The 25,979-nt window shown below is 63.0% G+C and carries 24 protein-coding genes; 16 read left to right on the top strand and 8 right to left on the bottom strand.

What is annotated here, in order from left to right; genetic code table 11:
* Positions 1-139 precede the first annotated feature (139 nt).
* Positions 140-1,855 carry a bifunctional isocitrate dehydrogenase kinase/phosphatase gene (aceK, locus tag HU738_RS09335; RefSeq protein WP_176507868.1) on the top strand — a complete coding sequence of 572 codons (1,716 nt, stop codon included), beginning with the start codon at positions 140-142 and terminating at the stop codon, positions 1,853-1,855.
* Positions 1,856-1,857: 2 nt separating this feature from the next.
* On the opposite strand, the gene HU738_RS09340 is transcribed toward aceK, so the two are convergent.
* Entirely contained in the window at positions 1,858-2,718 is an 861-nt protein-coding gene (locus tag HU738_RS09340; RefSeq protein WP_186603472.1) for a DUF6279 family lipoprotein, read from the bottom strand.
* 130 nt (positions 2,719-2,848) lie between these two features.
* Here HU738_RS09340 and HU738_RS09345 point away from each other — a divergent pair, with 130 nt between their 5' ends.
* Positions 2,849-3,685: a CvfB family protein gene (locus HU738_RS09345; protein WP_186603420.1), complete on the top strand. Its 837-nt coding sequence runs from the start codon at positions 2,849-2,851 to the stop codon at positions 3,683-3,685.
* Here HU738_RS09345 and HU738_RS09350 read toward each other — a convergent pair whose 3' ends face one another.
* Entirely contained in the window at positions 3,686-4,066 is a 381-nt protein-coding gene (locus HU738_RS09350) for a hypothetical protein (protein WP_099815538.1), read from the bottom strand. It abuts the gene before it with no gap.
* 174 nt (positions 4,067-4,240) lie between these two features.
* The gene (locus tag HU738_RS09355; RefSeq protein WP_186603419.1) at positions 4,241-5,710 is read right to left on the bottom strand and encodes a right-handed parallel beta-helix repeat-containing protein; all 1,470 of its coding nucleotides are present in this window, start codon (positions 5,708-5,710) and stop codon (positions 4,241-4,243) included.
* A 223-nt stretch (positions 5,711-5,933) separates the two neighbouring features.
* Here HU738_RS09355 and HU738_RS09360 point away from each other — a divergent pair, with 223 nt between their 5' ends.
* From HU738_RS09360 to def, 3 genes are all read left to right on the top strand, one after another.
* Complete coding sequence (locus tag HU738_RS09360) at positions 5,934-6,113, top strand: CsbD family protein (protein WP_060510377.1); 180 nt, start codon at positions 5,934-5,936, stop codon at positions 6,111-6,113.
* 145 nt (positions 6,114-6,258) lie between these two features.
* Complete coding sequence (locus HU738_RS09365; RefSeq protein ID WP_186603418.1) at positions 6,259-7,212, top strand: YihY/virulence factor BrkB family protein; 954 nt, start codon at positions 6,259-6,261, stop codon at positions 7,210-7,212.
* The gene (gene def / locus HU738_RS09370) at positions 7,209-7,745 is read left to right on the top strand and encodes a peptide deformylase (RefSeq protein ID WP_186603417.1); all 537 of its coding nucleotides are present in this window, start codon (positions 7,209-7,211) and stop codon (positions 7,743-7,745) included. The genes HU738_RS09365 and def overlap by 4 nt, the downstream gene beginning before the upstream one ends.
* Here def and HU738_RS09375 read toward each other — a convergent pair.
* On the bottom strand, positions 7,700-8,068 hold the full coding sequence (locus HU738_RS09375) for a GNAT family N-acetyltransferase (RefSeq protein WP_186603471.1): 369 nt from the start codon (positions 8,066-8,068) through the stop codon (positions 7,700-7,702). The two genes, def and HU738_RS09375, sit on opposite strands and share 46 nt — an antisense overlap.
* Positions 8,069-8,422: 354 nt before the next feature.
* Between HU738_RS09375 and HU738_RS09380 the strand changes: the two genes are divergently transcribed.
* From HU738_RS09380 to HU738_RS09415, 8 genes are all read left to right on the top strand, one after another.
* The gene (locus tag HU738_RS09380) at positions 8,423-8,680 is read left to right on the top strand and encodes a DUF2790 domain-containing protein (protein WP_176507873.1); all 258 of its coding nucleotides are present in this window, start codon (positions 8,423-8,425) and stop codon (positions 8,678-8,680) included.
* Positions 8,681-8,791: 111 nt separating this feature from the next.
* Positions 8,792-9,757, top strand: a complete 966-nt coding sequence (locus tag HU738_RS09385; protein WP_186603416.1) for a threonine dehydratase — start codon at positions 8,792-8,794, stop codon at positions 9,755-9,757.
* A 47-nt stretch (positions 9,758-9,804) separates the two neighbouring features.
* Positions 9,805-10,059, top strand: a complete 255-nt coding sequence (locus HU738_RS09390) for a type II toxin-antitoxin system HicA family toxin (RefSeq protein WP_186603415.1) — start codon at positions 9,805-9,807, stop codon at positions 10,057-10,059.
* Positions 10,056-10,388, top strand: coding sequence for a type II toxin-antitoxin system HicB family antitoxin (locus HU738_RS09395; RefSeq protein WP_054885700.1), 333 nt, complete (start codon positions 10,056-10,058; stop codon positions 10,386-10,388). Before HU738_RS09390 ends, HU738_RS09395 begins: the two co-directional genes overlap by 4 nt.
* A 149-nt stretch (positions 10,389-10,537) precedes the next feature.
* The gene (locus HU738_RS09400; RefSeq protein WP_186603414.1) at positions 10,538-10,963 is read left to right on the top strand and encodes a YybH family protein; all 426 of its coding nucleotides are present in this window, start codon (positions 10,538-10,540) and stop codon (positions 10,961-10,963) included.
* A 43-nt stretch (positions 10,964-11,006) separates the two neighbouring features.
* The gene (locus tag HU738_RS09405) at positions 11,007-11,351 is read left to right on the top strand and encodes a YciI family protein (RefSeq protein ID WP_186603413.1); all 345 of its coding nucleotides are present in this window, start codon (positions 11,007-11,009) and stop codon (positions 11,349-11,351) included.
* A gap of 21 nt (positions 11,352-11,372) precedes the next feature.
* On the top strand, positions 11,373-11,858 hold the full coding sequence (locus tag HU738_RS09410) for an SRPBCC family protein (RefSeq protein ID WP_186603412.1): 486 nt from the start codon (positions 11,373-11,375) through the stop codon (positions 11,856-11,858).
* A complete protein-coding gene (locus HU738_RS09415) occupies positions 11,858-13,096 on the top strand; it encodes an RNA polymerase sigma factor (RefSeq protein ID WP_186603411.1) in 1,239 nt (412 codons plus the stop codon). Before HU738_RS09410 ends, HU738_RS09415 begins: the two co-directional genes overlap by 1 nt.
* A gap of 90 nt (positions 13,097-13,186) precedes the next feature.
* Here HU738_RS09415 and HU738_RS09420 read toward each other — a convergent pair whose 3' ends face one another.
* The gene (locus HU738_RS09420) at positions 13,187-13,657 is read right to left on the bottom strand and encodes a MaoC family dehydratase (protein WP_054885695.1); all 471 of its coding nucleotides are present in this window, start codon (positions 13,655-13,657) and stop codon (positions 13,187-13,189) included.
* 33 nt (positions 13,658-13,690) lie between these two features.
* Positions 13,691-14,635, bottom strand: coding sequence for an alpha/beta hydrolase (locus HU738_RS09425; RefSeq protein ID WP_186603410.1), 945 nt, complete (start codon positions 14,633-14,635; stop codon positions 13,691-13,693).
* 210 nt (positions 14,636-14,845) lie between these two features.
* Here HU738_RS09425 and fadD2 point away from each other — a divergent pair, with 210 nt between their 5' ends.
* Entirely contained in the window at positions 14,846-16,534 is a 1,689-nt protein-coding gene (gene fadD2, locus HU738_RS09430) for a long-chain-fatty-acid--CoA ligase FadD2 (protein WP_186603409.1), read from the top strand.
* A gap of 355 nt (positions 16,535-16,889) precedes the next feature.
* Positions 16,890-18,587, top strand: a complete 1,698-nt coding sequence (gene fadD1, locus HU738_RS09435) for a long-chain-fatty-acid--CoA ligase FadD1 (protein ID WP_176507879.1) — start codon at positions 16,890-16,892, stop codon at positions 18,585-18,587.
* Positions 18,588-18,735: 148 nt separating this feature from the next.
* Here the strand turns inward: fadD1 and HU738_RS09440 are convergent, their stop codons facing one another.
* The gene (locus tag HU738_RS09440; RefSeq protein WP_186603408.1) at positions 18,736-20,043 is read right to left on the bottom strand and encodes an NAD(P)/FAD-dependent oxidoreductase; all 1,308 of its coding nucleotides are present in this window, start codon (positions 20,041-20,043) and stop codon (positions 18,736-18,738) included.
* Between the two features lie 30 nt (positions 20,044-20,073).
* Positions 20,074-21,438 (bottom strand): glutamine synthetase family protein, encoded by a 1,365-nt coding sequence (locus HU738_RS09445; protein WP_176507881.1) that lies wholly within the window; start codon positions 21,436-21,438, stop codon positions 20,074-20,076.
* A gap of 531 nt (positions 21,439-21,969) precedes the next feature.
* Between HU738_RS09445 and hrpA the strand changes: the two genes are divergently transcribed.
* Positions 21,970-25,875, top strand: a complete 3,906-nt coding sequence (gene hrpA / locus HU738_RS09450) for an ATP-dependent RNA helicase HrpA (RefSeq protein WP_186603407.1) — start codon at positions 21,970-21,972, stop codon at positions 25,873-25,875.
* Positions 25,876-25,979 lie beyond the last annotated feature (104 nt).

The following is a 25,979-nucleotide window of genomic DNA, read 5'->3' on the forward strand; positions in this document are numbered from 1 at the left end:
CGCGAGTGTACGTGACTCGCTGGGGTGATTCTTGTGCTTTCTTGCGCTGTAAACCTGTATCAGCCTCTTCGCGGGCATGCCCGCGAAGAGGCCGGTACAGGCTAATCTCATAAGCTCACCCAGCCCCGAGGTCCTTAGCATGCCCCAGCCCTGGCCCGCAGCCGATATCGCCCGGACGATCCTCGACGGCTTCGACCACTACCGCGAGCACTTTCGCCAGATCACGCTGGGCGCCCGCGAGCGCTTCGAGCAGGCGCGCTGGCAGGACATCCAGCGTGCCTCGGCGGCGCGCATCAACCTGTATGAAGAAAAGGTCGCCGAGGTCAACGGCTGGCTGCGCCAGGCTTTCCCGGAAGCGGTGTTGCTGGATGTGGAGCAGTGGCCGCTGGTGAAAAATGCCTACATCCGCCTGATCGACCCGCGGCTTGACGACGAGCTGGCGGAGACTTGGTACAACTCGCTGTTCTGCAGCCTGTTCAGCCACGACCAGATCAGCGACGGCTGCATGTTCATCCACACCACCCGGCCGTCGATTCGTGCCCACGAGCGCGCGGCGCAGACTCGCACCTACCCGCTCGGGGCCGGCCTGAAGAGCCTGCTGCGGGCCATCTTCGCCGATTACCCGTTCGACGCGCCCTACGGTGACCTGGAAGGCGACCTCGTACGCCTCGAGGAGCAACTGCGCGAATGCCTGCCAGACTGGGTATGCAAGGACCCGGCGCTGGCCGTGGAGCTGTTCGTACCGGTGCTGTACCGCAACAAGGGCGCCTACCTGGTCGGCCGCCTGTACAACAGTGACGAGCAATGGCCGCTGGTGATCGCGCTGCTGCACCGTGAGGGCCATGGCATCGAGGCCGATGCCTTGATCACCGACGAGGCCGAGGTGTCGATCATTTTCTCGTTCACCCGTTCGTACTTCATGGCCGATGTGCCGGTACCGGCGGAGTTCGTCAACTTCCTCAAGCGCATCCTGCCGGGCAAGCACATTGCCGAGCTGTACACGTCGATCGGCTTCTACAAGCAAGGCAAGTCAGAATTCTACCGCGCCCTGATCAACCACCTGGCCAGCAGCGACGACCGCTTCGTCATGGCCCCCGGGGTGCGCGGCATGGTCATGAGCGTGTTCACCCTGCCGGGCTTCAATACCGTGTTCAAGATCATCAAGGACCGCTTCTCGCCGTCCAAGACCGTGGACCGCGCCACGGTGATCGACAAGTACCGGCTGGTGAAAAGCGTCGATCGGGTAGGGCGCATGGCCGATACCCAGGAATTCGCCGATTTCCGCTTCCCGCGTGGCAAGTTCGAGCCCGAGTGCCTGGCCGAACTGCTGGAAGTGGCACCCTCGACCGTGGCGCTTGAAGGCGACACGGTGCTGGTGCGCCACTGCTGGACCGAGCGGCGCATGACCCCGCTCAACCTGTACCTGGAGCATGCCAGTGAAGGGCAGGTGCTCGAAGCGCTCGAGGACTACGGGCTGGCCATCAAGCAACTGGCGGCGGCGAACATCTTCCCGGGTGACATGCTGCTGAAGAACTTTGGCGTTACCCGGCATGGGCGGGTGGTGTTCTACGACTACGACGAAATCAGCTTCCTGACCGAGGTGAACTTCAGGCACATCCCGCCACCGCGCTACCCGGAGGATGAGATGTCCGGCGAGCCGTGGTACTCGATCGGGCCACACGATGTGTTTCCCGAGGAGTTTCCGCCGTTCCTGTTTGCCGATATCGGCCAGCGCCGGCTGTTCAGCCGGTTGCATGGGGAGTTGTATGATGCGGACTACTGGAAGGGGCTGCAGGCGGCGATCCGTGAAGGCAAGGTGATCGACGTGTTTCCGTATCGGCGCAAGGCTCGCTGAGCTCAACCCTTCAGGCATTTCAATTCACTGAAATCGGTGCGCACCTTGGCCAGCCGCTCTTGCAGGTATTGGCGTTGCGCCGGCGTGCTCAGGTGCAGCAGGTCGATCAACAGGCTGCGGGCCTGCTGCTCGGTATTCTGGTAGGCGGCGCGGTATTCCGGCGTCCACAGGCTTTCCTTGCGTTGCAGCAAGGTGGCCATGCGCGGCGCGAAGCTGGCGTCGTTGCGCTGGTTCATGGCGAGCATCAACTGTTGCTGCCAGTGCTGGCGGTTGGCGATCCACTGGCGGTTCTGGTCACCCAGCGCTTGCGACCAGGCCTGGACACGCTGGTGTTGGGCGGCATTGAGCTCACCAAACCAGTTGTTCAGGCGTTTTTCCATGCGTTCGCTACGGCGGGCTATCTGCCTGGGCAGCGGGGTGTCGACGTATTCCTTCTGCCGCTCGCTGATATCGTCGTTAAAGGCCTGCTGCATCTCGGCCACCTGCTTGTCGCTCATGCCACGCAGCAGTTCGGTGGCCGAAGGGGTGATCGCTTCCGCTACCCGGCCGATTGCCTGGCGTGCCTCGACAGTACGTTGCTGCAAGGCCTGGTCGGTCACCTGGTCCTTGGCGACCATGTCGCGCACCCGGTCGAGCCAGTCGAGGTAGCCCGGCAGCTGGGTCTTGCAGTGCCAGGCCAGGTGCTCCTTGAGCCGTTCGTCGAGCAATGCCTTCTGCTCGCGGTTCATCGCCAGGTAGTCGCCCAGTGACCAGGGCACCAGGTGGTCGAGGTTGCGGTACGCCAGGTCGATGCGGCTACAGGCCGCCAGCGCCACGGCGCAGGCGATGGCGATGAGCAGGGCTTTGCACAGGCGTACCGGCATGTTCAGGTCCTGGTGCTGACGGATACGGGTATGACGCAATGGGCGCCAGCGCGGTTCCGCCGCATCGGCGATCGGGCAGCGCAGTGGCTTCAGGTGTAGAATAGCCGCCTTGTCTTGAGGAACATCGGAAATGGCTCTGCTTGGGCGTTACAACAGTTTGCAAATCGTGAAACACGTGGAATTCGGCCTGTACCTGGACGGCGGCGCCGATGGCGAAATCCTGCTGCCCGGGCGCTATATCCCGAAGGACGCCGAAACCGAGGTCGACGACTGGCTGAACGTGTTCATCTACCTGGACAGCGAAGACCAGCTGATTGCCACCACCGAGAAGCCCAAGGTGCAGGTTGGCGAGTTCGCCAGCCTCAAGGTCAAGGACATCAACGGTGCTGGCATCTTCCTCGACTGGGGCCTGTCCAAGGACTTGCTGATGCCGTATTCGGAAGAGTCACGCCAGTTGAAGATCGGCGACTACTGCGTGGTGCACGCCTATCTCGACAAGCGTACCCGGCGCATTACCGCCACCTCGCGCCTGGACCGCTACCTCGACCGCACCCCGGCTGACTATCAGGTTGGCCAGCCTGTCCAGTTGCTGGTGGCCGGCGAAACGCCGATGGGCTTCAAGGCCATCATCAACAACCGCCATTGGGGCCTGATCCACAAGAACGAAGTGTTCAAGTTCCTGCGTTCGGGCATGCATGTGGAGGGTTTCATCAAGGAAGTGCGCCATGACGGCAAGATCGCCCTGAGCCTGCAGCCGGTCGGCAAGGCCTTGGGCGATGACCTGCAGGCGCGGATCATGGCGCGCCTGGAGGCCGAAGGCGGAGTGCTGGCGGTGAGCGACAAGAGCGCTCCGGAAGTGATCAGCCAGATGTTCAACGTCAGCAAGGGCAACTTCAAGAAGGCCATTGGTGGGTTGTTCAAGCAGGGGCGCATCGTCATCCATGACGATCGCATCGAAAAGGCCTGATCAGGCCTGCACGAAGGTGCGGAAGTCCAGCTGCTCGCCACCCGGGCGGGTGTCGCGCAGCAGCGAATCACGGTCGGCGCTCAAGGCCAGGCTGATGGTCGAGCGGCGCTTGCCGGGGTTGCGCACTTCCATCTGCTCCTGGTGAGCACGAAGGAAGTTGACCGGCACCTTCAGGTGCTGCAACTCGTCGCTTTCCGGGGTGTGCAACAGCAGGTTGACCCAGTCGGGCTGGCCCTTGCGCAGCAATGCCACCGGCACCTCGAACCACCACAGGTTGCGCTTGCGGTCGAGGATGGCGAACAGGGTGTTGGCGCTGGTCAGCACCGGGTTGGCCAAGGCCTGGTTACGGCGGGCGATGGCTGTGGGTTTGTCGAGTTTCATGCAGGTTCCTGCGGGTTGACGCTTGATTAGGGCTGCATTGTGAGGGGTGCCACCGCCCCTCGCAAGGTTTGACGGCCTCTTCGCAGGTGAACCCGCTGCCACAGGTTCAGCACATACCTCGAAGGCAGTGCTATCCCTGTAGGCGCGGGTTCAGCCGCGAAAGGGCCATCAGCGTTAGCGACGAACCGGCAGGCTCAACTCGGAAGTGGCGCCATCCGCCGTAGTGACCGTCGCAGTGAAGCTCTTCAATTCACTGATGTTCTCCAGCACCTGGGCAAACCGCGCCTGCCCCTGTTCATCCGTGCTCACCAGCACATCCCCCAGATATTGCTCCGCCTCGGTGCCATCCGCCTGGGCATTGCCAAACACCTCGATGCGCAACAGGCTCGACACCGGCCCCTGCACCTCGCCACGCAGTACATTGCCGTCCAGGGCGATCAGCCGTGGCGCCTGCTGGTTGCGGTTGGGCAGCGGCTGGCACGGCGTGGGTTCGCCCTTGGCATCGCAAATGATCGCCTGGTCCTTTTTCGGCAGGTCTGCACCGACCCCGCGCGATCCCACGTACAGCGCATGTGCCTGGGCCGGCACGCCAAAGACGATGGCGCCGGTACGCTGGTTCGGCACGCAGGAACCACCGGCTTCACAGCGGCGGATGTCCTGGCTGTTACCCCAGATGCGATTGCCGCTCAGGCGCGTGGTAGTGACGTCCGGTTCCGGTCGCAAGGCTACGCCGATGCGGTTGCCGTGGATCAGGTTGCCGTCGAGGATGTTGCCTTCGCCAGTGACACTGACGCCAATCGAGTTACCGCTGAAGGTGTTCGCGCCCAGGTAGTTGCGCTTGCCCCAGTTGATCTGCAGGCCGTCGGAGTAGTTTTCGAAGCGGTTGCGCACCACGCTGTTGTCGTTGCCCAACAGGATCTCGATGCCCTGTGACGGCTCAGGGTTGGCCGGGGTCGAGCGAAACAGGTTGTCGGCCACCAGGTTGAACGCCGCGCCGCGGGTCAGCTCCAGGCCATCGCCGTTGTCGATCAGCTGGTTGCGCAGCACTTTGTTGTTGACCGTGGTGCTGGCAGTCGGGTTGCCGGCACCGTCGTCGCCGGTGAGCATGATGCCGGCGCCGCCCTTGTTGGCGACGATGCGGTTGTCTTCGATGACGTTGCCGCTGGCGCGGTTGACCAGGATGCCAATGCAGAAGTTGCGCACCTCCAGGCCACTCAGGTGCACGCCCTGGGTGTCGCGCAGCACCAGCCCCGGGTGGGTGGTGGTGCGCACGTTGGTGCCGAACTGGCCGGGCAGGGCGCCTGGGCAGGTGCGCACGCCCTGGTCCTTGATGTAGCCCGAGCCGTCGATGGCGATGTACTGGCCGTCACGGGCCCAGGGCAAGCCGGTGATCTGCACTGGCCCCTTGATCTCCGGCAGCGCGCGGGTCGGGCGAATGACATACGGCGGCTTGCCGACGGCTGCGATCTCGATGCGGTAATGGCCGGGGTTCTGGTTGCTGGTCTCGATGGCCCAGCGCAGGGTGCCGGGTTGGCCATCGTCGGCGTAACGCTCGACTTTCAGGGTTTCGCTGGCCGGTGCGGCGGCCAGGGCAGGCAAGGGCAACAACGGCAGCATGGCCGCGAACAGGGGCATCAAACGCATGGGGCAAATATCCGGAAACTGTTGTTCTTATACGCAGGTTGGCAGCGATTCTAGGCCAGCCTTCGGCCCGTGAGCAGTGCGCCAGGCCCTATTCGGTGCGATATTCGCCCGCAGATTCACCGCTTGGCTTGAACCTGGCAAATTGTTTGAAACTCTTGGAGAAAGTGTCCGGTCCACCGACTGTCGACACGGTCCACGTGTCTCTATTCGCAGGAGTTTTGCCATGAGCGGTACCAAAGACAAAGCCAAAGGCCTGGCCAACGAAGCGGTCGGTAACGTCAAGCAGGGCGTCGGCAAGGTGACCGACAACGACAAGCTGCGGGCCGAGGGCAAGGCCCAGGAACTCAAAGGCGAGGCACAGCAGATCAAGGGCAATGTGAAGGATGCGGTGAAGAAGCCTTAAGGGGAACGGACCTGTTTCTGCCTCTTTGAGAGGCGGAAACAGGTGTAGGCATTTTCTTCTGGCATGGCCGGGAGCAGTACATCACCGGCGCGGTCTATTAGACTTCACCGTTGTACTTACGAATCAAGCGGCGAAAGGAGACGCTATGATTTTCCCCGACCTGCGCGGCCTGCCCGTGCACCGCGTACTGGTACGCACCGTCAAGGAGTTCCTCGATGACGAGATGTCGACCTATGCGTCGGCAATGGCCTACCAGATGCTGTTTTCGCTGTTCCCGTTCCTGCTGTTCCTGATTGCCCTGATCGGTTTTCTGCACCTTCCGGATTTCTTCTCCTGGTTACGCCTGCAATCAGAGCTGGTGCTGCCGCCCCAGGCGCTGGAGCAGGTGAACCCGGTCATCGACCAGCTGCAGCAGTCCAAGGGTGGGCTGTTGTCGGTGGGTATCGTGATCGCGCTGTGGACTGCATCGGCCGGCGTGCGCCTGATGATGAGCGCCATGAATGCTGCCTATGACGTGCCTGAGGGCCGCCCGGTGTGGAAACGCATTCCCTTGTCGATCATCTATACCGTCGGTATTGCCGGCATGCTGCTGGCGGCAGCCGCGCTGATGGTGCTGGGGCCGCAGGTGATGGAGTGGATTGCCGCCCAGGTCGGCCTGCAGGAAGTGATCGTCACCGTATGGACCGTGCTGCGCTGGCCCGCCATCATCATCCTGATGATGATCGCGGTGGCGTTGATCTATTACGTGATGCCGGACGTCAAACAGAAGTTTCGCTTCATCACCCCCGGCTCGGTGCTGGCGGTAGTAGTATGGATCATCGCCTCCCTGGGCTTTGCCTACTACGTCAAGACCTTTGCCGACTACAACGCCATGTATGGCAGCATCGGTGCGATCATCGTGCTGCTGCTGTACTTCTACATCTCTGCCGCCGTGCTGTTGCTGGGCGCTGAAATGAACGCGGTGATCGAGCACATGTCCAGCGAAGGCAAGGACCCGGGCGAGAAGGATTTCGAGGGCGCCAAACCCCAGGAAACCATCACCGTGCTCGGCCATGAACACCCGGTCGAGCCCCAACCGACCGAGCCGAACCCGCGATGATCCGTGACATTCTCAAGATGGGCGACGAGCGCCTGCTGCGCATCGCGCCGCCGGTGCCTGAACGTCTGATCGGCAGCAGCGAATTGCAGCACTTGATCGACGACATGTTCGAAACCATGCACCACGTGGGTGGAGTAGGGCTGGCTGCACCGCAGATCGGCATCGACCTGCAGCTGGTGATCTTTGGTTTCGAACGCAGCGAGCGTTATCCGGATGCCGAGCCGGTACCACAGACCATCCTGCTCAACCCGGTGATCACCCCGCTGACCACCGAGATCGAGGAGGGGTGGGAGGGCTGCCTCTCGGTGCCCGGCCTGCGCGGGGTGGTGCCGCGTTTCAAGCACATCAGCTACGAAGGCATCGACCCGCAGGGCAATCCGATCAGCCGTTTTGCCGACGGGTTTCATGCGCGGGTGGTGCAGCACGAGTGTGATCACCTGATCGGCCGGCTGTACCCCTCGCGTATTCAGGATTTTTCCCGGTTCGGCTATACCGATGTGCTGTTCCCGGGGCTGGATGACCACGACGACTGAGCGCGTACCATGGCCAGCAAGTCCTTGCTGCGTTGGTAGCGTTGCAGGCGCGAGGCCAGGGCTTCGGGCAGTTGCGCAGTGATGCTGAAGCCCAGGCGCTGGTAGTAAGCCGTGAGGTCGGGGTGGCAAAACAGCCAGGTCGGGCCGCTGTGCCCGGCCAGCGCCGCCTCGATCAGTTGCGCGGCCACCCCGCGCTTGCGGTGGTCTGGGGCGACGAACAAGCCGGTGAGCCAGTGGCCGTCAGCGACGGCAGTGAGGCAGAGGCCGGCAATGATCCCATCACTGCGTGCCACCCATGATTCACCGTCATTGGCTGCGCGCATGCGCGAACCCTGGTGCTTGTAGAAATGTTCGAGCAATCGACGCTCGGGGCCGAAAAGCCGGGTGCAATGCAGGGCAGTCATGGCGATACCTGGAGCGATGGGCTCTACCCAGGGGCCAGGGTCATCGAGCTGTTGCGCTTTGTCGCAGATTGTTGCAAATCCCGCAAGGGTGAATGTCCGAGTTCAGGGTTCAACTATTCCTGGTCGAGAGTAGAATTTCAGCTATTCCCACTCGCAGTAGACGAAGCGGGATCGGTACTTCGTGTCATCTTTGCAGTTGATGACAACTTCTCCGCGCCATTGACGGCATCAGAAGTCACTCGATCAGCTGGATTGCTCTAAAGGCCAAACCCCATGAAACCATTACTGATTCTTGCACTGGTCGGTATGTCCTCGTTCGCCCTCGCCGATGAGGCCAAGCCGGCCTCCAGCGAGCCCGTGGCCCAGCAGTACGACTATTCCATGAACCTTGACATCAAGCGGGTGATCAACCTGTCGACCATCCCCAATGTCTGCGAAGTGGTGCCTGCGACCATGACCTATGAAGACCATCAGGGCCAGGTACATACCATTCAGTACCGGGCGATGGGCGAAGGTTGCCAGCAAGGCTGATGCGCTGATGGCCCTGTCGCCGCTCGGTCGGTGACAGGGCCCTGCGCAATTTACCAAACCTGCCCAAGGCGATTAGGATCGGTGCCTTACCGACCGATAAGGATGATCGCCATGTTCGACCTCGCCGCCCTGCGCGAAGCCGCCGATTTCGTTCACCAGCATGTCCAGCCCACGCCACAGCGCGTCTGGCCGCTGTTGGCCGAGCGAGTCGGCTGCAAGCTCTGGGTCAAGCACGAAAACCACGCCCCTACGGGTGCCTTCAAGGTGCGCGGCGGGTTGGTGTATGTGCGTTCGCTACTGGCCGCCGGCAAGCCTCCGCGGGGCCTGGTTACCGCCACCCGTGGCAACCACGGCCAGAGCATGGCGCTGGCTGCGAGCCAGGCGGGTGTGCCGCTGGTGATCGTGGTGCCTGAGGGCAACTCGAAAGAGAAGAACGCTGCCATGCGTGCATTGGGCGCCGAGTTGGTGGAACACGGTGTCGACTTCGACGTGGCCCGCGAAGAGGCAGCCCGCCTGGCGCAGGAGCTGGGTTATGACATGGTGCCGTCGTTCCACCCAGAGTTGGTACGCGGTGTGGCCACCTATGCCCTGGAGCTGTTCGAGGCGGTGAGCGAGCTGGATTGCGTGTACGTGCCGATCGGCATGGGCTCGGGCATCTGCGGGCTGATCCAGGCGCGCAACCTGCTGGGACTCAAGACCGAGATTGTCGGTGTGGTCTCCAGTGCCGCCGATGCCTATGCGCAGAGTTTCGAGCAAGGCCGCATCGTCACCACGGCCACGGCCGATACCTTTGCTGATGGCATGGCCTGCCGGGTACCTCACCCGGATGCTTTCGCCCTGGTCCGTGAACATGCCGCACGCATCGTGCGGGTTACCGACAGCGAAGTGGCAGCGGCCATGCGCATCTATCACGAAACCACCCACAACACCGCCGAAGGCGCTGGTGCCGCAGCGCTGGCCGCATTGCTGCAGGAGCGCCAGCGCCAGGGCGGCAAGCGTGTGGCCGTGGTGCTGAGCGGGGCCAACGTGGACCGCGAGCGTTATGCGCAGGTGTTGGCAGGTACGGAAAAATCCTGAATGGATATCGGGGAATAAGTGCTATCTTAATTTGATAGCATTTTCCGATGAACACTCGATACCGAAAAATCTACGACGCTATCTTCAGAACGCCCACCACGGCCTCTCTGGCGTTTTCCGAGGTCGAAGCACTGGTGCTTCACCTGGGTGGGCAGGTGCTTGAGCGGCAAGGCTCCAGGGTCAAGGTGGTGCTTGGCGGCCAGAGCTGGAGGTGCCATCGCCCCCATCCTGGCAAGGAAGCCAAACGGTATCAGATTGAAGAGGCCCGCGAATTTTTGCTGCGGGCAGGAGTAAGCCTATGAGTTGCATGCGCTACAAGGGCTATGCCGCCCGTATCGAATACGATGAGCGTGATGATATTTTTGTTGGCCGTGTGCTGGGCATGCGCGACATCATCAGTTTTCACGCAAGCTCGGTGCCCGAGCTTCATGAAGCCTTCCGGGAGGCGTTGGAGGATTATCTGGCCGACTGCGCGGAGCAAGGCATTACCCCGGAAAAACCGGCTTCAGGCAAGGTCATGCTGCGCATTCGTCCAGAGGTGCATGCGGCAGCCAGTGTTGCAGCCCGCGCTGCCGGCAAAAGTCTCAATCAGTGGGCGGATGAGGTGTTCGAGCAGGCAGCTCTGGCTTGATCACTCACCCTGTTGGCTGTGGACACATGCCTGTCTCCAGCAAAATTATCCCGTGGCCGGTCGATTTCTCCGGCTACCGTTCGACCATGAGCTGAAGGCGCAAGGCATCCTTGTGCCAGAACGCTCATGAACGATCGGAGGAACACCCGATGAACACGGCAGCCGAAAATGAAATCCGTCAGCTTATCGACCGCTGGATGCAAGCCGTGCGTGACCGTGATATCCCCGCCATCACGGCGCCCTACGCCGACGACATCGTCGCTTTCGATGCCATCCAGTCCCTGCAGTTCAAGGGTAAGGCCGCCTACCAGGCGCATTGGGAAATGTGCATGGGCATGTGCCCCGGGCCAATGGTCTTCGAACTTGCCCAACTCACCGTGCACGCCGAGGGCGAGCTGGGCCTGGCTCACTGGTTGAACCGCTGCGGCCCCGGGGATGACGAGAGCCAGTGCGGCTTCATGCGTGCCACCGTCGGTTACCGCAAGGCCGCTGGCCAGTGGCAAGTGATTCACGAGCACTGGTCGGCTCCGTTCGACATGCAGACCCAGAAAGCACTGTTCGATCTCAAGCCTTGATCGGCTATCGCCAAATGCACGTTGCCAACGCCTGGAGACGACCATGAAATACCTCTGCCTGGTCTATTGTGACGAAGGGCTGCTGCACAGCCTGCCCGACAGCCCGGAAGACGCCGAATGCATGGCTTACGCCGAAGCCCTGCACCGCTCCGGTCGCATCATTGCGGCCGAGGCGCTGAAAACCGTGCAGACCGCAACCACCGTGCGTGTGCGTGCCGGGCAAATGAGCATTACCGATGGCCCATTTGCCGAGACCAAAGAGCAGCTTGCCGGTTTCTATCTGGTCGATGCCCGTGACCTCAACGAGGCGCTGAACATCGCCAAGGGCATCCCGGCGGCGCGAGTCGGCAGCGTGGAAGTGCGGCCAGTGCGTGAACTGCAACCCTGACAGCATCGGAGAACAACAGGAATGACACTTGTCCAACCCGCGCCCGCGCAGCACGAACTCTCCATCAGTCGCTTGATCGATGCCCCGCCGGCCAAGGTATTCCGTGCCTGGACCGAGCCCGAATGGCTGATGCAGTGGTGGGGGCCCCACGGCATGACCACCCCGGAATGCGAGATGCAGCTGTGGGTCGGTGGCCTTTTCCGTACCCTCATGCGTGCCCCGGATGGCTCCGAGTACCCGACCCAGGGCGTGTTCCTGGAAATTGCCGCCCCGCGCCGGCTGGTGTTCACCGATGCCTTCACGCCCGGTTGGGTGCCGTCGGACAAAGCCTTCATGACTGCGGTGATCAGCTTTGACGAAGAACACGGCAAGACCCGCTATACCGCACGTGCCTGGCACTGGAACGCGGCCGACAGCCGCGCCCATGAAGAAATGGGTTTCCATCAGGGCTGGGGAGAGAGCCTGGACCGCCTGGTGGAGGTCGTGACCCAGCGGATGCCGGACTGATGACGGGGCCGGCGCAGGTTCGTGCTGAAGTCGAAGCGGTGTACCGGCGGGATTCACGGCGCATCCTGGCGACGTTGATCCGCCTGCTGGGGGATTTCGACCTGGCCGAGGAGGCCCTGCACGATGCCTTCTTTGTCGCCGTCGAACGCTGGCAGCGTGACGGCATCCCTGACAATCCACGGGCCTGGCTGGTCTCGACCGGGCGCTTCAAGGCCATTGACGCATTGCGCCGGCGTGCCCGCTTCGACCGCTCCCAGGCCGACCTGATCATGTTGATCGAAGGCCAGGGGCAAAACCCCAGTGAAGAGGAACTGCTGGCCGATGACCGCCTGCGGTTGATTTTCACCTGCTGCCACCCGGCCCTGGCGGCCGATGCCCAGGTACCGCTGACCCTGCGTGAAGTCTGCGACCTCACCACCGAGCAGATCGCCCGCGCCTTCCTGCAAAGCCCTGCGACCATCGCCCAGCGCATCGTCCGCGCCAAGGCCAAGATTCGTGATGCCGGCATTCCCTATCAGGTCCCGGAACTGCATGAGCTGCCCAAGCGCCTGGAGAGCGTGCTTCGTGTGATTTACCTGGTATTCAACGAAGGTTATTCGGCGTCCTCGGGCGAGGCCGTGCTGCAACAGGAACTGAGTGACGAGGCGATCCGCCTCGGCCGCCTGCTGGTGCAACTGCTACCGGACGCCGAGGCCGTCGGGTTGCTGGCGCTGATGCTGCTGCAGGCATCGCGGCAGCGGGCACGCTGCGATGCCGAGGGCAATCTGGTGCTGCTTGACCAGCAAGACCGCAGCCTGTGGGACCGCGAGCAAATCGCCGAAGGCTGCGAGCTGGTGCGCCTGGCATTGGCCAGCCGGGCTTTTGGTGCCTATACCGTGCAGGCGGCGATCGCGGCCGTGCATGCCGAGGCCGTGACGGCTGAGGAAACCGATTGGGCAGAAATCGTCGGGCTATATGATGTGCTTCAACGGCATTGGCCGTCAGCCGTGGTGGCGCTCAATCGGGCGGTGGCGCTGGCCAAGCGCGATGGTGCGCAGGCGGGGCTGGACGCGGTGGAGGCAATTCTGGCGGCGGGTGATTTGCGTGACTATCACCTGGCCCATGCGTCGCGGGCAGAGATGCATCAACAGTTGGGGAATGTCGAAGAGGCGCGAGCGGCCTGGCAGCGGGCGCTGGAGTTGACCAGCCAAGGGCCGGAGCGGCGGCATATCGAAAGGCGATTGCGCGGATTGATCTAGTGGCTCTACCGGCCCATTCGCGGATAAACCCGCTCTCACAAGGATCAACTGTGGGAGCGGGTTTACCCGCGAAGAATCCAACGCCGATTTTCAGCTGGCGACGAAGTTCGGCGGCGATACCAGCTCGACGGTCTGTTGCTTGCGCGGCGCGAGGATCTCGGCCACGCCCTCGACCACCAGCTCATCGTTCTGGTTGTAGACGTTGGTGGCGATACGCACCTTGAACTTCGGCAGTTTCTCGAGGATTTCCAGGCGCACGGTCAGGGTGTCGCCGATCTTCACGGGCTTCTGGAAGCTCATCTGCTGGCCCAGGTAGATGGTGCCGGGGCCCGGCAGGGTGCAGGCCACCGCAGCGCTGATCAGCGCGCCACTGAACATGCCGTGGGCGATGCGTTCCTTGAACATGCTCTTGGCGGCGAACTCGGCATCCAGGTGCACGGGGTTGTGGTCACCGGACATGGCGGCGAACAGCTGGATATCACGTTCTTCCACGGATTTTTCATAGGTGGCCTTCTGGCCGACTTCAAGGGCTTCGTACGGCGTGTTGGTGACCTGGGTCATTGGGCTTCCTTAAGGGGCGGGCGAGGGCGCCTATCATTCACTGCGCGCAGGGCGGCCAAGGGCCAGCGCTTGCTCTAACCAGGCGAGGATATCAGCGGTGACCTCGTCGCGGTTGAGTTCGTTGAGTACTTCGTGCCGCGCATCAGGATAGACGCGCAGCTGTACATGTCTATTGCCGGTCGCACGCAGGGCGTCGGCCAGATGGGTGAGACGCTTGCCAGCACTCACCGGATCACATTCACCGCCAATCACCAGCAGGGGCAGGTTCGGGTCGATCTGCGCCAGATTGCGGGCCTGGCTGATCTGCGCCAGCCCCTGGAGCAGGTCGAGCCACAGCTGGTTGCTGCAGCGAAAGCCGCACAGCGGATCGTTGACGTACTTGTCCACTTCGTCCGGGTCACGGCTGAGCCAGTCGAACGCCGTGCGGGTGGGCTTGAAGGCGTTGTTGAACGAGCCGAACGACAGCCACTCGATCAGCGCGCTCTTGCCCAGTGGCCCCTGGCGCCAGGCTTCCACGCGTGCAATCAGGCGCGCCACCCGGTATAGCGCAGCGGGCTGGAAGTTCGAGCCGCTGAGGATCGCCCCTTGCAGGCTGGCGCTGTGGTGCATGAGGTAGGCCTGGGCGATGTAGCTGCCCATGCTGTGGCCGAACAGGAACAGCGGTGTGCAAGGGAACTGCTGGCCGATGTGCTGGGCCAGCAGGCCGAGGTCGTTGACCACGGCATTCCAGCCATGCTGCCGGGCGAACAGGCCGAGGCTGCCCTGCTCGGCGGTGCGCCCGTGACCGCGCATGTCCGCTGCCAGCAGGGCGTAGCCAGCAGTGCACAGGGCCTCGCCCAGGCGCTGGTAGCGCCCAGCGTGCTCGGCCATGCCATGCGCCAGCAGCACGACGGCCTTGACCGGTGTGGCCGGCAGCCACTGGTGCACGTACAGCCTGCAATGTTCGCTGGCAGGTAGCCAGAAAGCGTCATGGGGCATGGCGAGTCCTTTGCGCGAAGGTGACCCGCACAGTGTATGCACAACCGGTCGAATTGCAGGAAGGGCACAAATAAGATTCACAATGTTAATGGCGGCACTTGGCGTATATGCCGCCTCGGGCTTACCTGCTAACGTCGGTTCAACGCCTGTCTGCCATCTGGCAGGCAGGGCAAAGGATCCGTGCGGGCTCAGGCAGAGGAACAATAATAAATGCAAGCCGACTTCTGGAATGACAAACGCCCCGAGGGCGTGCCTTCCACCATCGACATCCACGCATACACCTCGGTCGTCGAGGTGTTCGAGCGCAGCTGCAAGCGCTTTGCCGAGCGCCCGGCATTCAGCAACCTCGGCGTGACCCTGAGCTACGCCGAACTCGAGCGCCATTCGGCAGCCTTCGCTGCCTGGCTGCAGCAGCACACCGACCTCAAGCCCGGTGACCGCATCGCGGTGCAGATGCCCAACGTCCTGCAATACCCGATCGCCGTGTTCGGCGCGCTGCGCGCCGGGCTGATCGTGGTCAATACCAACCCGCTGTACACCGAGCGCGAAATGCGTCACCAGTTCAGGGATGCCGGCGCGCGCGCCCTGGTGTACCTGAACATGTTCGGCAAGCGCGTGCAGGAAGTGCTGCCCGATACCGGCATCGAGTACCTGATCGAGGCGAAGATGGGCGACATGTTGCCTGCGGCCAAGGGCTGGCTGGTCAATACCGTGGTCGACAAGGTCAAGAAGATGGTCCCGGCCTATCATCTGCCCCAGGCCGTCCCGTTCAAACAGGTATTGCGCCAAGGCCGCAGCCTGACGCACAAGCCGGTGCCGCTCTCGCTCGATGACATCGCCGTGCTGCAATACACCGGCGGCACCACGGGCCTGGCCAAGGGCGCCATGCTCACTCACGGCAACCTGGTGGCCAACATGCTGCAGGTGCTGGCCTGCTTCTCCCAGCACGGCCCGGACGGGCAGCGGCTGATCAAGGAGGGCCAGGAGGTGATGATCGCACCGCTGCCGCTGTACCACATCTATGCCTTCACCGCGAACTGCATGTGCATGATGGTCACCGGCAACCATAACGTGCTGATCACCAACCCGCGCGATATCCCCGGCTTCATCAAGGAGTTGGGCAAGTGGCGGTTTTCGGCGCTGCTGGGGTTGAACACCTTGTTCGTCGCGCTGATGGACCACCCGGGCTTCCGCCAGCTGGATTTTTCCGCCCTGAAGGTCACCAACTCCGGTGGCACGGCGCTGGTCAAGGCCACTGCCGAACGCTGGGAAACACTCACAGGCTGCCGCATCGTCGAGGGTTATGGCCTGACCGAGACTTCACCGGTAGCCAGCACCAACCCCTATGGCCAGTTGGCGCGGCTGGGTACCGTGGGCATTCCGGTGGCGGGCACGGCTTTCAAGGTCATCGATGATGACGGCAACGAACAGCCGTTGGGCGAACGCGGCGAGTTGTGCATCAAGGGGCCACAGGTGATGAAGGGCTATTGGCAACAGCCAGAGGCCACGGCGCAGGCACTGGATGCCGAGGGTTGGTTCAAGACCGGCGATATCGCAGTGATCGACCCGGATGGCTTCACCCGCATCGTCGACCGCAAGAAGGACATGATCATCGTCTCCGGTTTCAATGTGTACCCCAACGAGATCGAGGATGTGGTGATGGGCCATCCGCAGGTAGCCAGCTGCGCCGCCATCGGCGTGCCGGACGAGCGCTCGGGCGAGGCGGTGAAGCTGTTCGTGGTGGCGCGGGAAGGTGGGGTGAATGTCGACGACCTCAAGGCCTATTGCAAGGCCAATTTCACCGCCTACAAGGTGCCCAAGCACATCGTGGTGCGCGAGTCGCTGCCCATGACACCCGTGGGCAAGATCCTGCGCAGGGAGTTGCGCGACATCGCTTGATAGCGCGCTGGCTTCTTCGCGGGCGCCCGCTTTCACAGAGACCGCACAGGCTTGAAGCTTGTGTTGCACCTGCGGGAGCGAATTTGCCCGCGAAAGCCGGGAGGTGCTCTAGCAGGCAGCTTGCAGCCCGATTTGCGACATTTTGGTCAATTACTCTAAAAATGACTCGTATATTTCATTGAGTCATTTTTATGACCGTGAGGCCTATCTTGGCCTCTAGGCGACCCCAGTCAAAGCTGTTACTCTCGGCGCGCTTTTCAGATGATCCGGTTTGCAACGAACCGCCATCTCATATCAATAATAAACGCATAGACGCGTGAATCGAACTTCGCTGTTGCTGAAGGAGTGGGCTTCCATGATCGAAAATTTTTGGAAGGATAAATACCCAGCCGGGATTACGGCGGAAATCAATCCTGACGAATTCCCCAATATCCAGGCGGTACTCAAGCAATCCTGCCAACGCTTTGCCAATAAACCGGCCTTTAGCAACCTGGGCAAGACCATCACCTACGGCGAGCTCTACGCGCTGTCAGGCGCTTTCGCTGCCTGGCTGCAGCAGCACACCGACCTCAAGCCGGGTGACCGCATTGCCGTCCAGCTGCCCAATGTCCTGCAATACCCGGTAGCGGTATTCGGTGCCATGCGCGCCGGCCTGATCGTGGTCAACACCAACCCACTGTATACCGTGCGGGAGATGGAGCACCAGTTCAACGACTCCGGTGCCAAGGCGCTGGTGTGCCTGGCCAACATGGCGCACCTGGCCGAGAAGGTGGTGCCCAAGACCCAGGTCAGGCATGTCATCGTCACCGAAGTAGCCGACCTGCTGCCACCGCTCAAGCGCCTGCTGATCAACAGCGTGATCAAGTACGTGAAGAAGATGGTGCCGGCCTACAACCTGCCGCATGCCGTGCGCTTCAACGATACGCTGGCACTGGGCAAGGGCCAGCCGGTCACTGAAGCCAACCCCCAGGCCAACGACGTGGCCGTGCTGCAGTACACCGGTGGTACCACAGGGGTGGCCAAGGGCGCGATGCTGACCCACCGCAACCTTGTGGCCAACATGTTGCAATGCCGGGCGCTGATGGGGGCCAACCTGAAGGAAGGCTGCGAGATCCTCATCACCCCGCTGCCGCTGTACCACATCTATGCCTTTACCTTCCATTGCATGGCGATGATGCTGATCGGCAACCACAACGTGCTGATCAGCAACCCACGCGACCTGCCGGCAATGGTCAAGGAGCTGGGCAAGTGGAAGTTCAGCGGTTTCGTCGGCCTCAACACGCTGTTCGTGGCCCTGTGCAACAACGAGGCATTCCGTGCCCTGGACTTCTCCGCGCTGAAAATCACCCTGTCCGGGGGCATGGCCTTGCAACTGAGCGTGGCCGAGCGCTGGAAGAGCGTCACCGGCTGCGCCATCTGCGAAGGCTACGGCATGACCGAAACCAGCCCGGTGGCGGCGGTGAACCCGGCCGAGGCCAACCAGGTAGGCACCATCGGCATCCCGGTGCCGTCGACCCTGTGCAAGGTCATCGACGATGCCGGCAACGAACTGCCGCTGGGCGAAACCGGCGAGCTGTGCGTCAAGGGCCCGCAGGTCATGAAAGGCTACTGGCAGCGCGAGGACGCCACGAGTGAGATCCTCGACGCGGATGGCTGGCTGAAGACCGGCGATATCGCACTGATCCAGCCCGATGGTTACATGCGCATCGTCGACCGCAAGAAGGACATGATCCTGGTCTCGGGCTTCAACGTGTACCCCAACGAGCTGGAAGACGTGCTCGCCGCCTTGCCGGGCGTGCTGCAGTGCGCAGCCATCGGTGTGCCGGACGAGAAGTCGGGTGAAGTGATCAAGGTGTTCATCGTGGTCAAGCCGGGCATGACCGTGACCAAGGAGCAGGTGATGGAGCACATGCGCGCCAACGTCACCGGCTACAAGGTGCCGCGTTACATCGAGTTCCGCGATGCACTGCCGACCACCAACGTCGGCAAGATCCTGCGTCGTGAATTGCGCGATGAAGAGCTGAAGAAACAGGGGCTGAAGAAGATCGCCTGATCCAGACCTGCACGGTCAGTGTGGGAGCGGCCTTGTGTCGCGAAAGGGCCGCAAAGCGGCCCCAGGGTCTCAGCAGTGATGCTGAAATTGCTGGGGCCGCTCTGCGGCCCTTTCGCGACACAAGGCCGCTCCCACAGGGCCAGTGAAGTCAGCGCAGTTTTTCCAGCATCTGGTAGTACCACATCCCCGCCGCCAGCAGCGGGTTGCCCAGCAAGTCCCCCATCGGTACCCGCACGTGCTTGCACTGCGCGAAGGTGTCGAACTTCTCCAGCGTTCCGGTCAGTGCCTCAGCCATGATCTCGCCCATGATGTGGCTGGTGGCGATGCCGTGCCCGGAATAGCCCTGGCAGTACCATACGTTGTCCGACAGCTTGCCCAGTTGCGGGATGCGGTTGACCACGATGCCCATCGCACAGCTCCACTTGAACTCGATCGGCACACCCTTGAGCGCCGGGAAGGTGCGCTCGATGCACGGGCGCAGTTCGCCTTCGATATCGCGCGAATCCTTGCCCGAGTAGTTGGCTCCGCCACCGAACAGCAGGCGCTTGTCGGCCGTCAGGCGGTAGTAGTCGAGCACGAAGCGGCAGTCGTACACCGCCAGGTCCTGCGGGTTGATCTGCTCGGCCAGTTCGCCTAGCGGGGCGGTGGTGACGATACCGCCCATGGCCGGGAAGATCTTGCCCTTGAGCTGGCGCTTTTCCAGCTTGTGGTAGACGTCGCCGGCCAGCATCACCTGGCGTGCTTCGACCCGCCCGTGGGCGGTGACGACCGCCGGGCGTGGCCCGTGGACGATGTCCAGGACTTCGGAGTTTTCGAAGATCAGCGCGCCCAGGCTGTGGGCCGCGCGCGCCTCGCCCAGGCACAGGTTGAGCGGGTGCAGGTGCAGGTTGCGCAGGTTCTTCAGCGCGCCCAGGTACAGCGGGCTCTGCAGGTGCCGGGCGACACCCTCGCGGTCGAGCAGTTGCACCTGGTCGCCCATGCCGCGGCGTTCGGCTTCGGCCTGGAAGCTGCGCAGCTCCTCCATGTGCGAAGGTTTCATCGCCGCATGCAGATGGCCGCGCTTGAGGTCGCAGTCGATGCCATAGCGCTCGACCCGCTGCTCGATGACCTGGTGGCCGCGCCAGCGCAGGTGCCAGATGAAATCATCGACTTCGGCGCCCAGGTGGTTGCGCATCTGTGTGCGCATGGCCTCGTCACCCGACAGGCTGCCGGTGACCTGGCCGCCGTTGCGACCGCTGGCTCCCCAGCCAATCCGGTTGGTCTCGACGATCGCCACCTTCAGGCCGCGCTCGGCCAGCTCCACCGCAGTGGCCACACCGGTGAAACCACCACCGATGATCGCCACGTCGACCTGCACCGTGCCCTTGAGTTGCGGGTACTCGGTGTGGTCGTTCAGCGAGGCGCTGTAATAGGACGGTGCACGCTGGGCTGGGCCAGTGTTCAATACTGCGTTCATGGGTGTTCCTTGTTCTGAATGGGATAGGGCTCAGGCCTGGTGCAGGTACCAGCGCCAGTCCTGTTCGCTGACTTCGGCCATGAACTGGCGGTACTCGGCGCGCTTGACCTTCAGGTAGACGCCGAGGAACGCCTCGCCGAGCGCTTCCCGCGCCCAGTGCGAACGCTCCAGCGCATCGAGGGCTGTCAGCCAGTCGGTGGGCAGGTGCTCGGTGGCCTGGGCATAGCCGTTGCCTTCGACCGGCGCACCCGGGTCAAGCTGCTCGCGGATGCCACGATGGCTGGCAGCCAGAATCGCGGCGGCAGCCAGGTAGGGGTTGGCATCGGCGCCACAGATGCGATGCTCGACATGCCGGCTGTTGGCCGGTCCGCCCGGGACACGCAGGCTGACCGTGCGGTTGTCGACACCCCAGGTCGGTGCCAGCGGGGCGTAGCTGTTGGCCTGGAAGCGGCGGAACGAGTTGGCGTTGGGGCAGAACAGCAACAACGAGTCACGCAAGTGGTGGAGCATGCCGGCCACTGCCTGGCGCAGCAGTGGGGTACCGGCTTTGTCATCGCTGGCGAACAGGTTGTTGCCGGCGCTGTCGGCCAGGCTCAGGTGCATGTGCATGCCGGTGCCGGCCAGTTGCGCGAAGGGTTTGGCCATGAAGCAGGCCTGCATGCCGTGGGCATGGGCCACGCCCTTGACCAGGCGCTTGTAGCGCACAGCCTGGTCCATCGCCTCCAGGGCATCGCCATGTTCCAGGGTGATTTCCACCTGGCCGGGGGCGTATTCCGAAATCGCCGTGCGCGCCGGAATGCCCTGGGCTTTGCAGGCAGCGTAGAGGTCGGCGAGGAAGGGTTCGATCTGTTCCAGTTCACGCAGCCCGTAGACCTGGGTAGTGCGTGGGCGGCCGCCGTCGTGGTCCAGTGCGGGTTGCGGGCGGCCTTGGGCGTCGCGCTGCTGGTCGAGCAGGTAGAACTCCAGCTCGCAGGCCATCACCGGGTGGTAACCGTCGGCCTTGAGCGCTTCGATGGTACGCAGCAATACATGGCGCGGGTCGGCGACACTGGCGGGCAGGCCTTCGCTCGGGTGCATGCTGACCTGCACGGCGGCAGTCGGCACGCGGCGCCAAGGCAGGCGCACCAGGCTGCCTTGCAACGGGTAGGCGCGGCAGTCGATGTCACCGACATCCCAGACCAGGCCGGAGTTTTCCACGTCGTCGCCATTGAGGGTCAGGCCGAGGATGGTGCTGGGGAGCGGGCGGCCGCTCTGGTAGACCGCCAGCAGCTCCTCGCGGTGCAGCAGCTTGCCGCGTGGCACACCGTTGGCGTCGAGGATGAACAGTTCGAACAGTTCGATATCGGGGTTTTCGGCCAGGAAACGGCTGGCGTGCTCTACAGGTGCAAAGTGCATGATGGATTCGCTCACAGGCGCATAGGACCCGCGCGCAGGCGCGGTCCAGCGGAGACAAACGGCCGCACGGCGGCCGGGTTTGGTCACACAGGCGTGAGCGAAGCATCCGGTGGGCGTGCATGGCGGCAATGCCACAGGGCCCAGAAGGCGAGAATGATGTGGACCAGCGGATTTTCACCGGCGCGGGACCGAGCCTTCGCGAGCGAAGGGCGGGACGACGGTGGAACGATGGTCTGGACGGGAGTCATGCCTTTGATACTCACATGCGGCGTAAGGTTGATTAAAGCAGTGAATGGCAACGTTCACGTCTCTCCTGGCTAAACATTCGTACTGCCTGTGCCGGCCTCTTCGCGGGTAAACCCGCTCTTACAGGATTGCATCAGGCTGACTAAGGTGCGGTCCCTGTAGGAGCGGGTTTACCCGCGAAGAGGCCGGCACAGGCAGCAGAAAACCGGCAAATCTGCGACAATCGCGCATCCTTCGAATGCCGATCATGAAAAAGCAGGCCCACCTGCATCACTAAAAAGCCCCATGACTGACCAAGCCATCGACAAACTGCTGCAAAACCTCGACCACGCCATGATCGCCGAGCGCCACCGCCTGCGTCGGCAACTGCATGAGCTGCGCAAGCGCCCCGACGAGGCCAAGCTGGCGCAGTGGGTAGAAAAGGTCCAGGCATCTTGCGCCCAGGTCACTGCCCGGCAGAACAGCGTGCCGCAGATCCGCTACGACGACAGCCTGCCGATTGCCGCCAAGCGCGACGAGATCAAGAAAGCCCTGGCCGAAAACCAGGTGCTGGTGATCGCCGGCGAAACCGGTTCGGGCAAGACCACCCAGTTGCCGAAGATCTGCCTGGAACTGGGCCGTGGCAGCCATGGCCTGATCGCCCATACCCAGCCGCGGCGAATTGCAGCGCGCAGCGTCGCCGCGCGGGTTGCCGAAGAACTCGGCACGCCATTGGGCGGGCTGGTCGGCTACCAGGTGCGCTTCGAAGACCAGAGTGATGCCAACACCTTGGTCAAGCTGATGACCGACGGCATCCTCCTGGCCGAAACCCAGCACGACCGCTTCCTCGAACGCTACGACACGATCATTGTCGACGAAGCCCACGAGCGCAGCCTGAACATCGATTTCCTGCTCGGCTACCTGAAGACCCTGCTGCCCCGCCGTCCGGACCTGAAGCTGATCATCACCTCGGCGACCATTGACCTGGAGCGCTTTTCCAAGCACTTCGACAATGCGCCGATCATCGAGGTGTCGGGCCGTACTTTCCCGGTGGAAACCTGGTACCGCCCGCTGACCAGCGAGCAGGACGAGGAAGGCAATCAGGTCGAGGACGACCTGACCGTCGACCAGGCGATTCTGGCGTCCCTCGACGAGATCGCGCAGCACGAGCGCAGCGTGGGCAAAGGCCCCGGCGATGTGCTGGTGTTCCTCCCGGGCGAGCGGGAAATCCGCGATGCCGCAGAAATCCTGCGCAAGGCGCAACTGCGCCACACCGAGATCCTGCCGCTGTATGCGCGCCTGTCGCCGGCCGAGCAGCAGCGCATCTTCCAGTCGCACACCGGGCGCCGCGTGGTGCTCGCCACCAACGTCGCGGAAACCTCGCTGACCGTGCCCGGTATCCGTTACGTGATCGATACCGGAACCGCGCGCATCAGCCGCTACAGCTACCGCGCCAAGGTCCAGCGCCTGCCGATCGAGGCCGTGTCCCAGGCCAGCGCCAACCAGCGCAAGGGCCGCTGCGGCCGGGTCGAGCCGGGCATCTGCATCCGACTGTACAGCGAAGAAGATTTCAACAGCCGCCCGGCCTTCACCGACCCTGAGATCCTGCGCACCAACCTGGCGGCGGTGATCCTGCAGATGCTGCACCTGCGCCTGGGCGCGATCGACGCTTTCCCGTTCATCGAGCCGCCCGATGGCAAGGCCATCAGCGATGGCTTCAACCTGTTGCAGGAGCTGTCGGCGGTCAACCGGGAGAACCAGCTGACGCCGATCGGCCGTCAGCTGGCGCGCCTGCCGATCGACCCGCGGCTGGGCCGTATGTTGCTCGAAGGTGCCCGTCAGGGCAGCCTGCAGGAAGTGTTGATCGTCACCAGCGCACTCTCGGTGCAGGACCCACGCGAGCGACCGCCGGAGCGCCAGCAGGCCGCCGACCAGGCCCATGCCCAGTGGAAGGACGCCGATACCGACTTCGCCGCGCTGGTCAACTTGTGGCGCGGTTTCGAAGAGCAGCGCCAGGCGCTGACGGCCAGCCCGCTGCGCAACTGGTGCCGCAAGAACTTCCTGAATTACCTGCGCCTGCGTGAGTGGCGCGATGCCCATCGCCAGCTGTCGCTGATCTGCCGCGAGTTGCAACTGACGGTCAACAAAGAGCCGTCCGACTACCAGAAGGTGCACAAGGCAATCCTCAGTGGCCTGCTCAGCCAGATCGGCCAGAAGACCGAAGAGGGCGATTACCAGGGCGCCCGCCAGCGGCGCTTCTGGGTGCATCCGTCTTCTGGCATCGGTCGCAAGCGCCCGCAGTGGGTAATGGCCGCCGAACTGGTGGAAACCACCAAGCTGTATGCGCGCATGGTCGCCAGGATCGAGCCTGACTGGATCGAGCCGCTGGCAACCCACCTGATCAAGAAGAATCATTTCGAGCCGCACTGGGAAAAGAAGCGTGGGCAAGTGGTGGCCTATGAGCAGATCACCCTGTACGGCTTGATCCTGGTGGGTCGGCGCCCGGTGCATTTTGGCCCGATCGACCCCGTCACCTCGCGTGAGCTGTTCATTCGCGAGGGCCTGGTGGGGGGTGAAATCCAGTCGAAGGCCAAATGCCTGGCCGCCAACAAGCGCCTGCTCGAGGAACTCGACGAACTGGAGGCCAAGGCCCGGCGGCGTGACATTCTCGCCGATGAAGAAACCCTGTACGCCTTCTACGAAGCACGTTTGCCGGCGGAGATCCATCAGACCGCGACCTTCGATGCCTGGTACCGCATGACCAGCCAGAAGGACCCGAACCTGCTGATCATGCGCGAGGAAGACGTGTTGGCCCGCGAGGCCAGCGAAGTCACCGCCGCGCAGTACCCAGACAGCCTGCAGGTGGGTGAACTGCGCCTGCCGCTGACTTACCACTTCGAGCCGGGCCACCCGCGTGACGGCGTGACCGTCAGGGTGCCGGCGCCGCTGTTGCCGAACCTGCCGGGCGAGCGCCTGGAGTGGCTGGTGCCAGGCTTGCTGGAGGCCAAGTGCGTAGCCTTGGTGCGCAACTTGCCCAAGGCGCTGCGCAAGAACTTCGTGCCGGTGCCGGACTTCGTCAAGGCCTCGCTGGCGCGCATGAGCTTTGGCCAGGGCGCGTTGCCCCAGGCGCTGGGCCAGGAGTTGCTGCGCATGACCGGCGCGCGGGTTTCCGATGAGGCCTGGGCCGAGTCGGTCAACCTGGTCGAAGGCCACCTGCGCATGAACATCGAAGTGGTTGATGGCCAAGGCAAGTTCCTTGGCGAAGGCCGTGACCTGGCCGAACTGACCGCGCGCTTTGCCGCCGCCAGCCAGGCCGCGTTGGCCGTGCCGCGTACCGAGAAGAACGAGCAGCCGGTGCAGGCCAAGGCCTTCAGCGAGGTCAAGCAGACCGCCCAGCAGAAGATCGCCGGCCTGTCGATGACCGTGTACCCGGCGCTGGTGGAAGAAAACGGCACTGTGCGTGAGGGCCGTTTCTCGACCCAGGCCGAAGCCGAGTTCCAGCACCGCCGGGCCTTGCAGCGCCTGTTGCTGCAGCAGTTGGCAGAACCTGCCAAGTTCCTGCGCGGCAAGCTGCCGGGGCTGACCGAGCTGGGCCTGCTGTATCGTGAACTGGGCCGGATCGAAGCGCTGGTGGAGGACATTCTGTTGGCCAGCCTGGACAGCTGCATCCTCGACGGTGAAGCGACGTTGCCGCGTGACGGAGCAGCCCTGGCCGGGCTGGCCGAACGCAAGCGCGGCAGCTGGGCCGAGCATGCCGAACGCCTTGCCCGCCAGACGCTGGAAGTGCTGAAGCTGTGGCACGGTTTGCAAAAGCGCTTCAAGGGCAAGATCGACCTGAGCCAGGCCGTGGCGCTGAACGATATCAAGCAGCAACTGGCCAACCTGGTGTATCCGGGCTTCGTGCGCGAGACCCCGGCAGCCTGGTTCAAGGAATTGCCGCGCTACCTCAAGGCGGTGGAATTGCGCCTGGAGAAGCTGGGCGCCCAAGTGCAGAAGGACCGCGTGTGGAGCGGCGAGCTGGGCAACTTGTGGGCGCAGTACAAGGCGCGGGCCGACAAGCATGCCCAGGAAGGCAAGCGCGATGAACAGCTGACCTTGTACCGCTGGTGGCTGGAAGAGTATCGGGTGTCGTTGTTTGCCCAGCAGTTGGGCACCAAGGTGCCGATTTCCGACAAGCGATTGAGCAAGCAGTGGAGCCAGGTGGAAGGCTAACTGCCTTGATTTGTGGCACACTTCGTTGGATTTGGGGCCGCTTTGCGGTCCATCGCGGATAAATCCGCTCCTACACGTATCGGCACCACCCTGTAGGAGCGGAT

This window comes from Pseudomonas vlassakiae (assembly GCF_014269035.2).
In the GTDB taxonomy this organism is placed as follows: Bacteria; Pseudomonadota; Gammaproteobacteria; order Pseudomonadales; family Pseudomonadaceae; genus Aquipseudomonas; species Aquipseudomonas vlassakiae.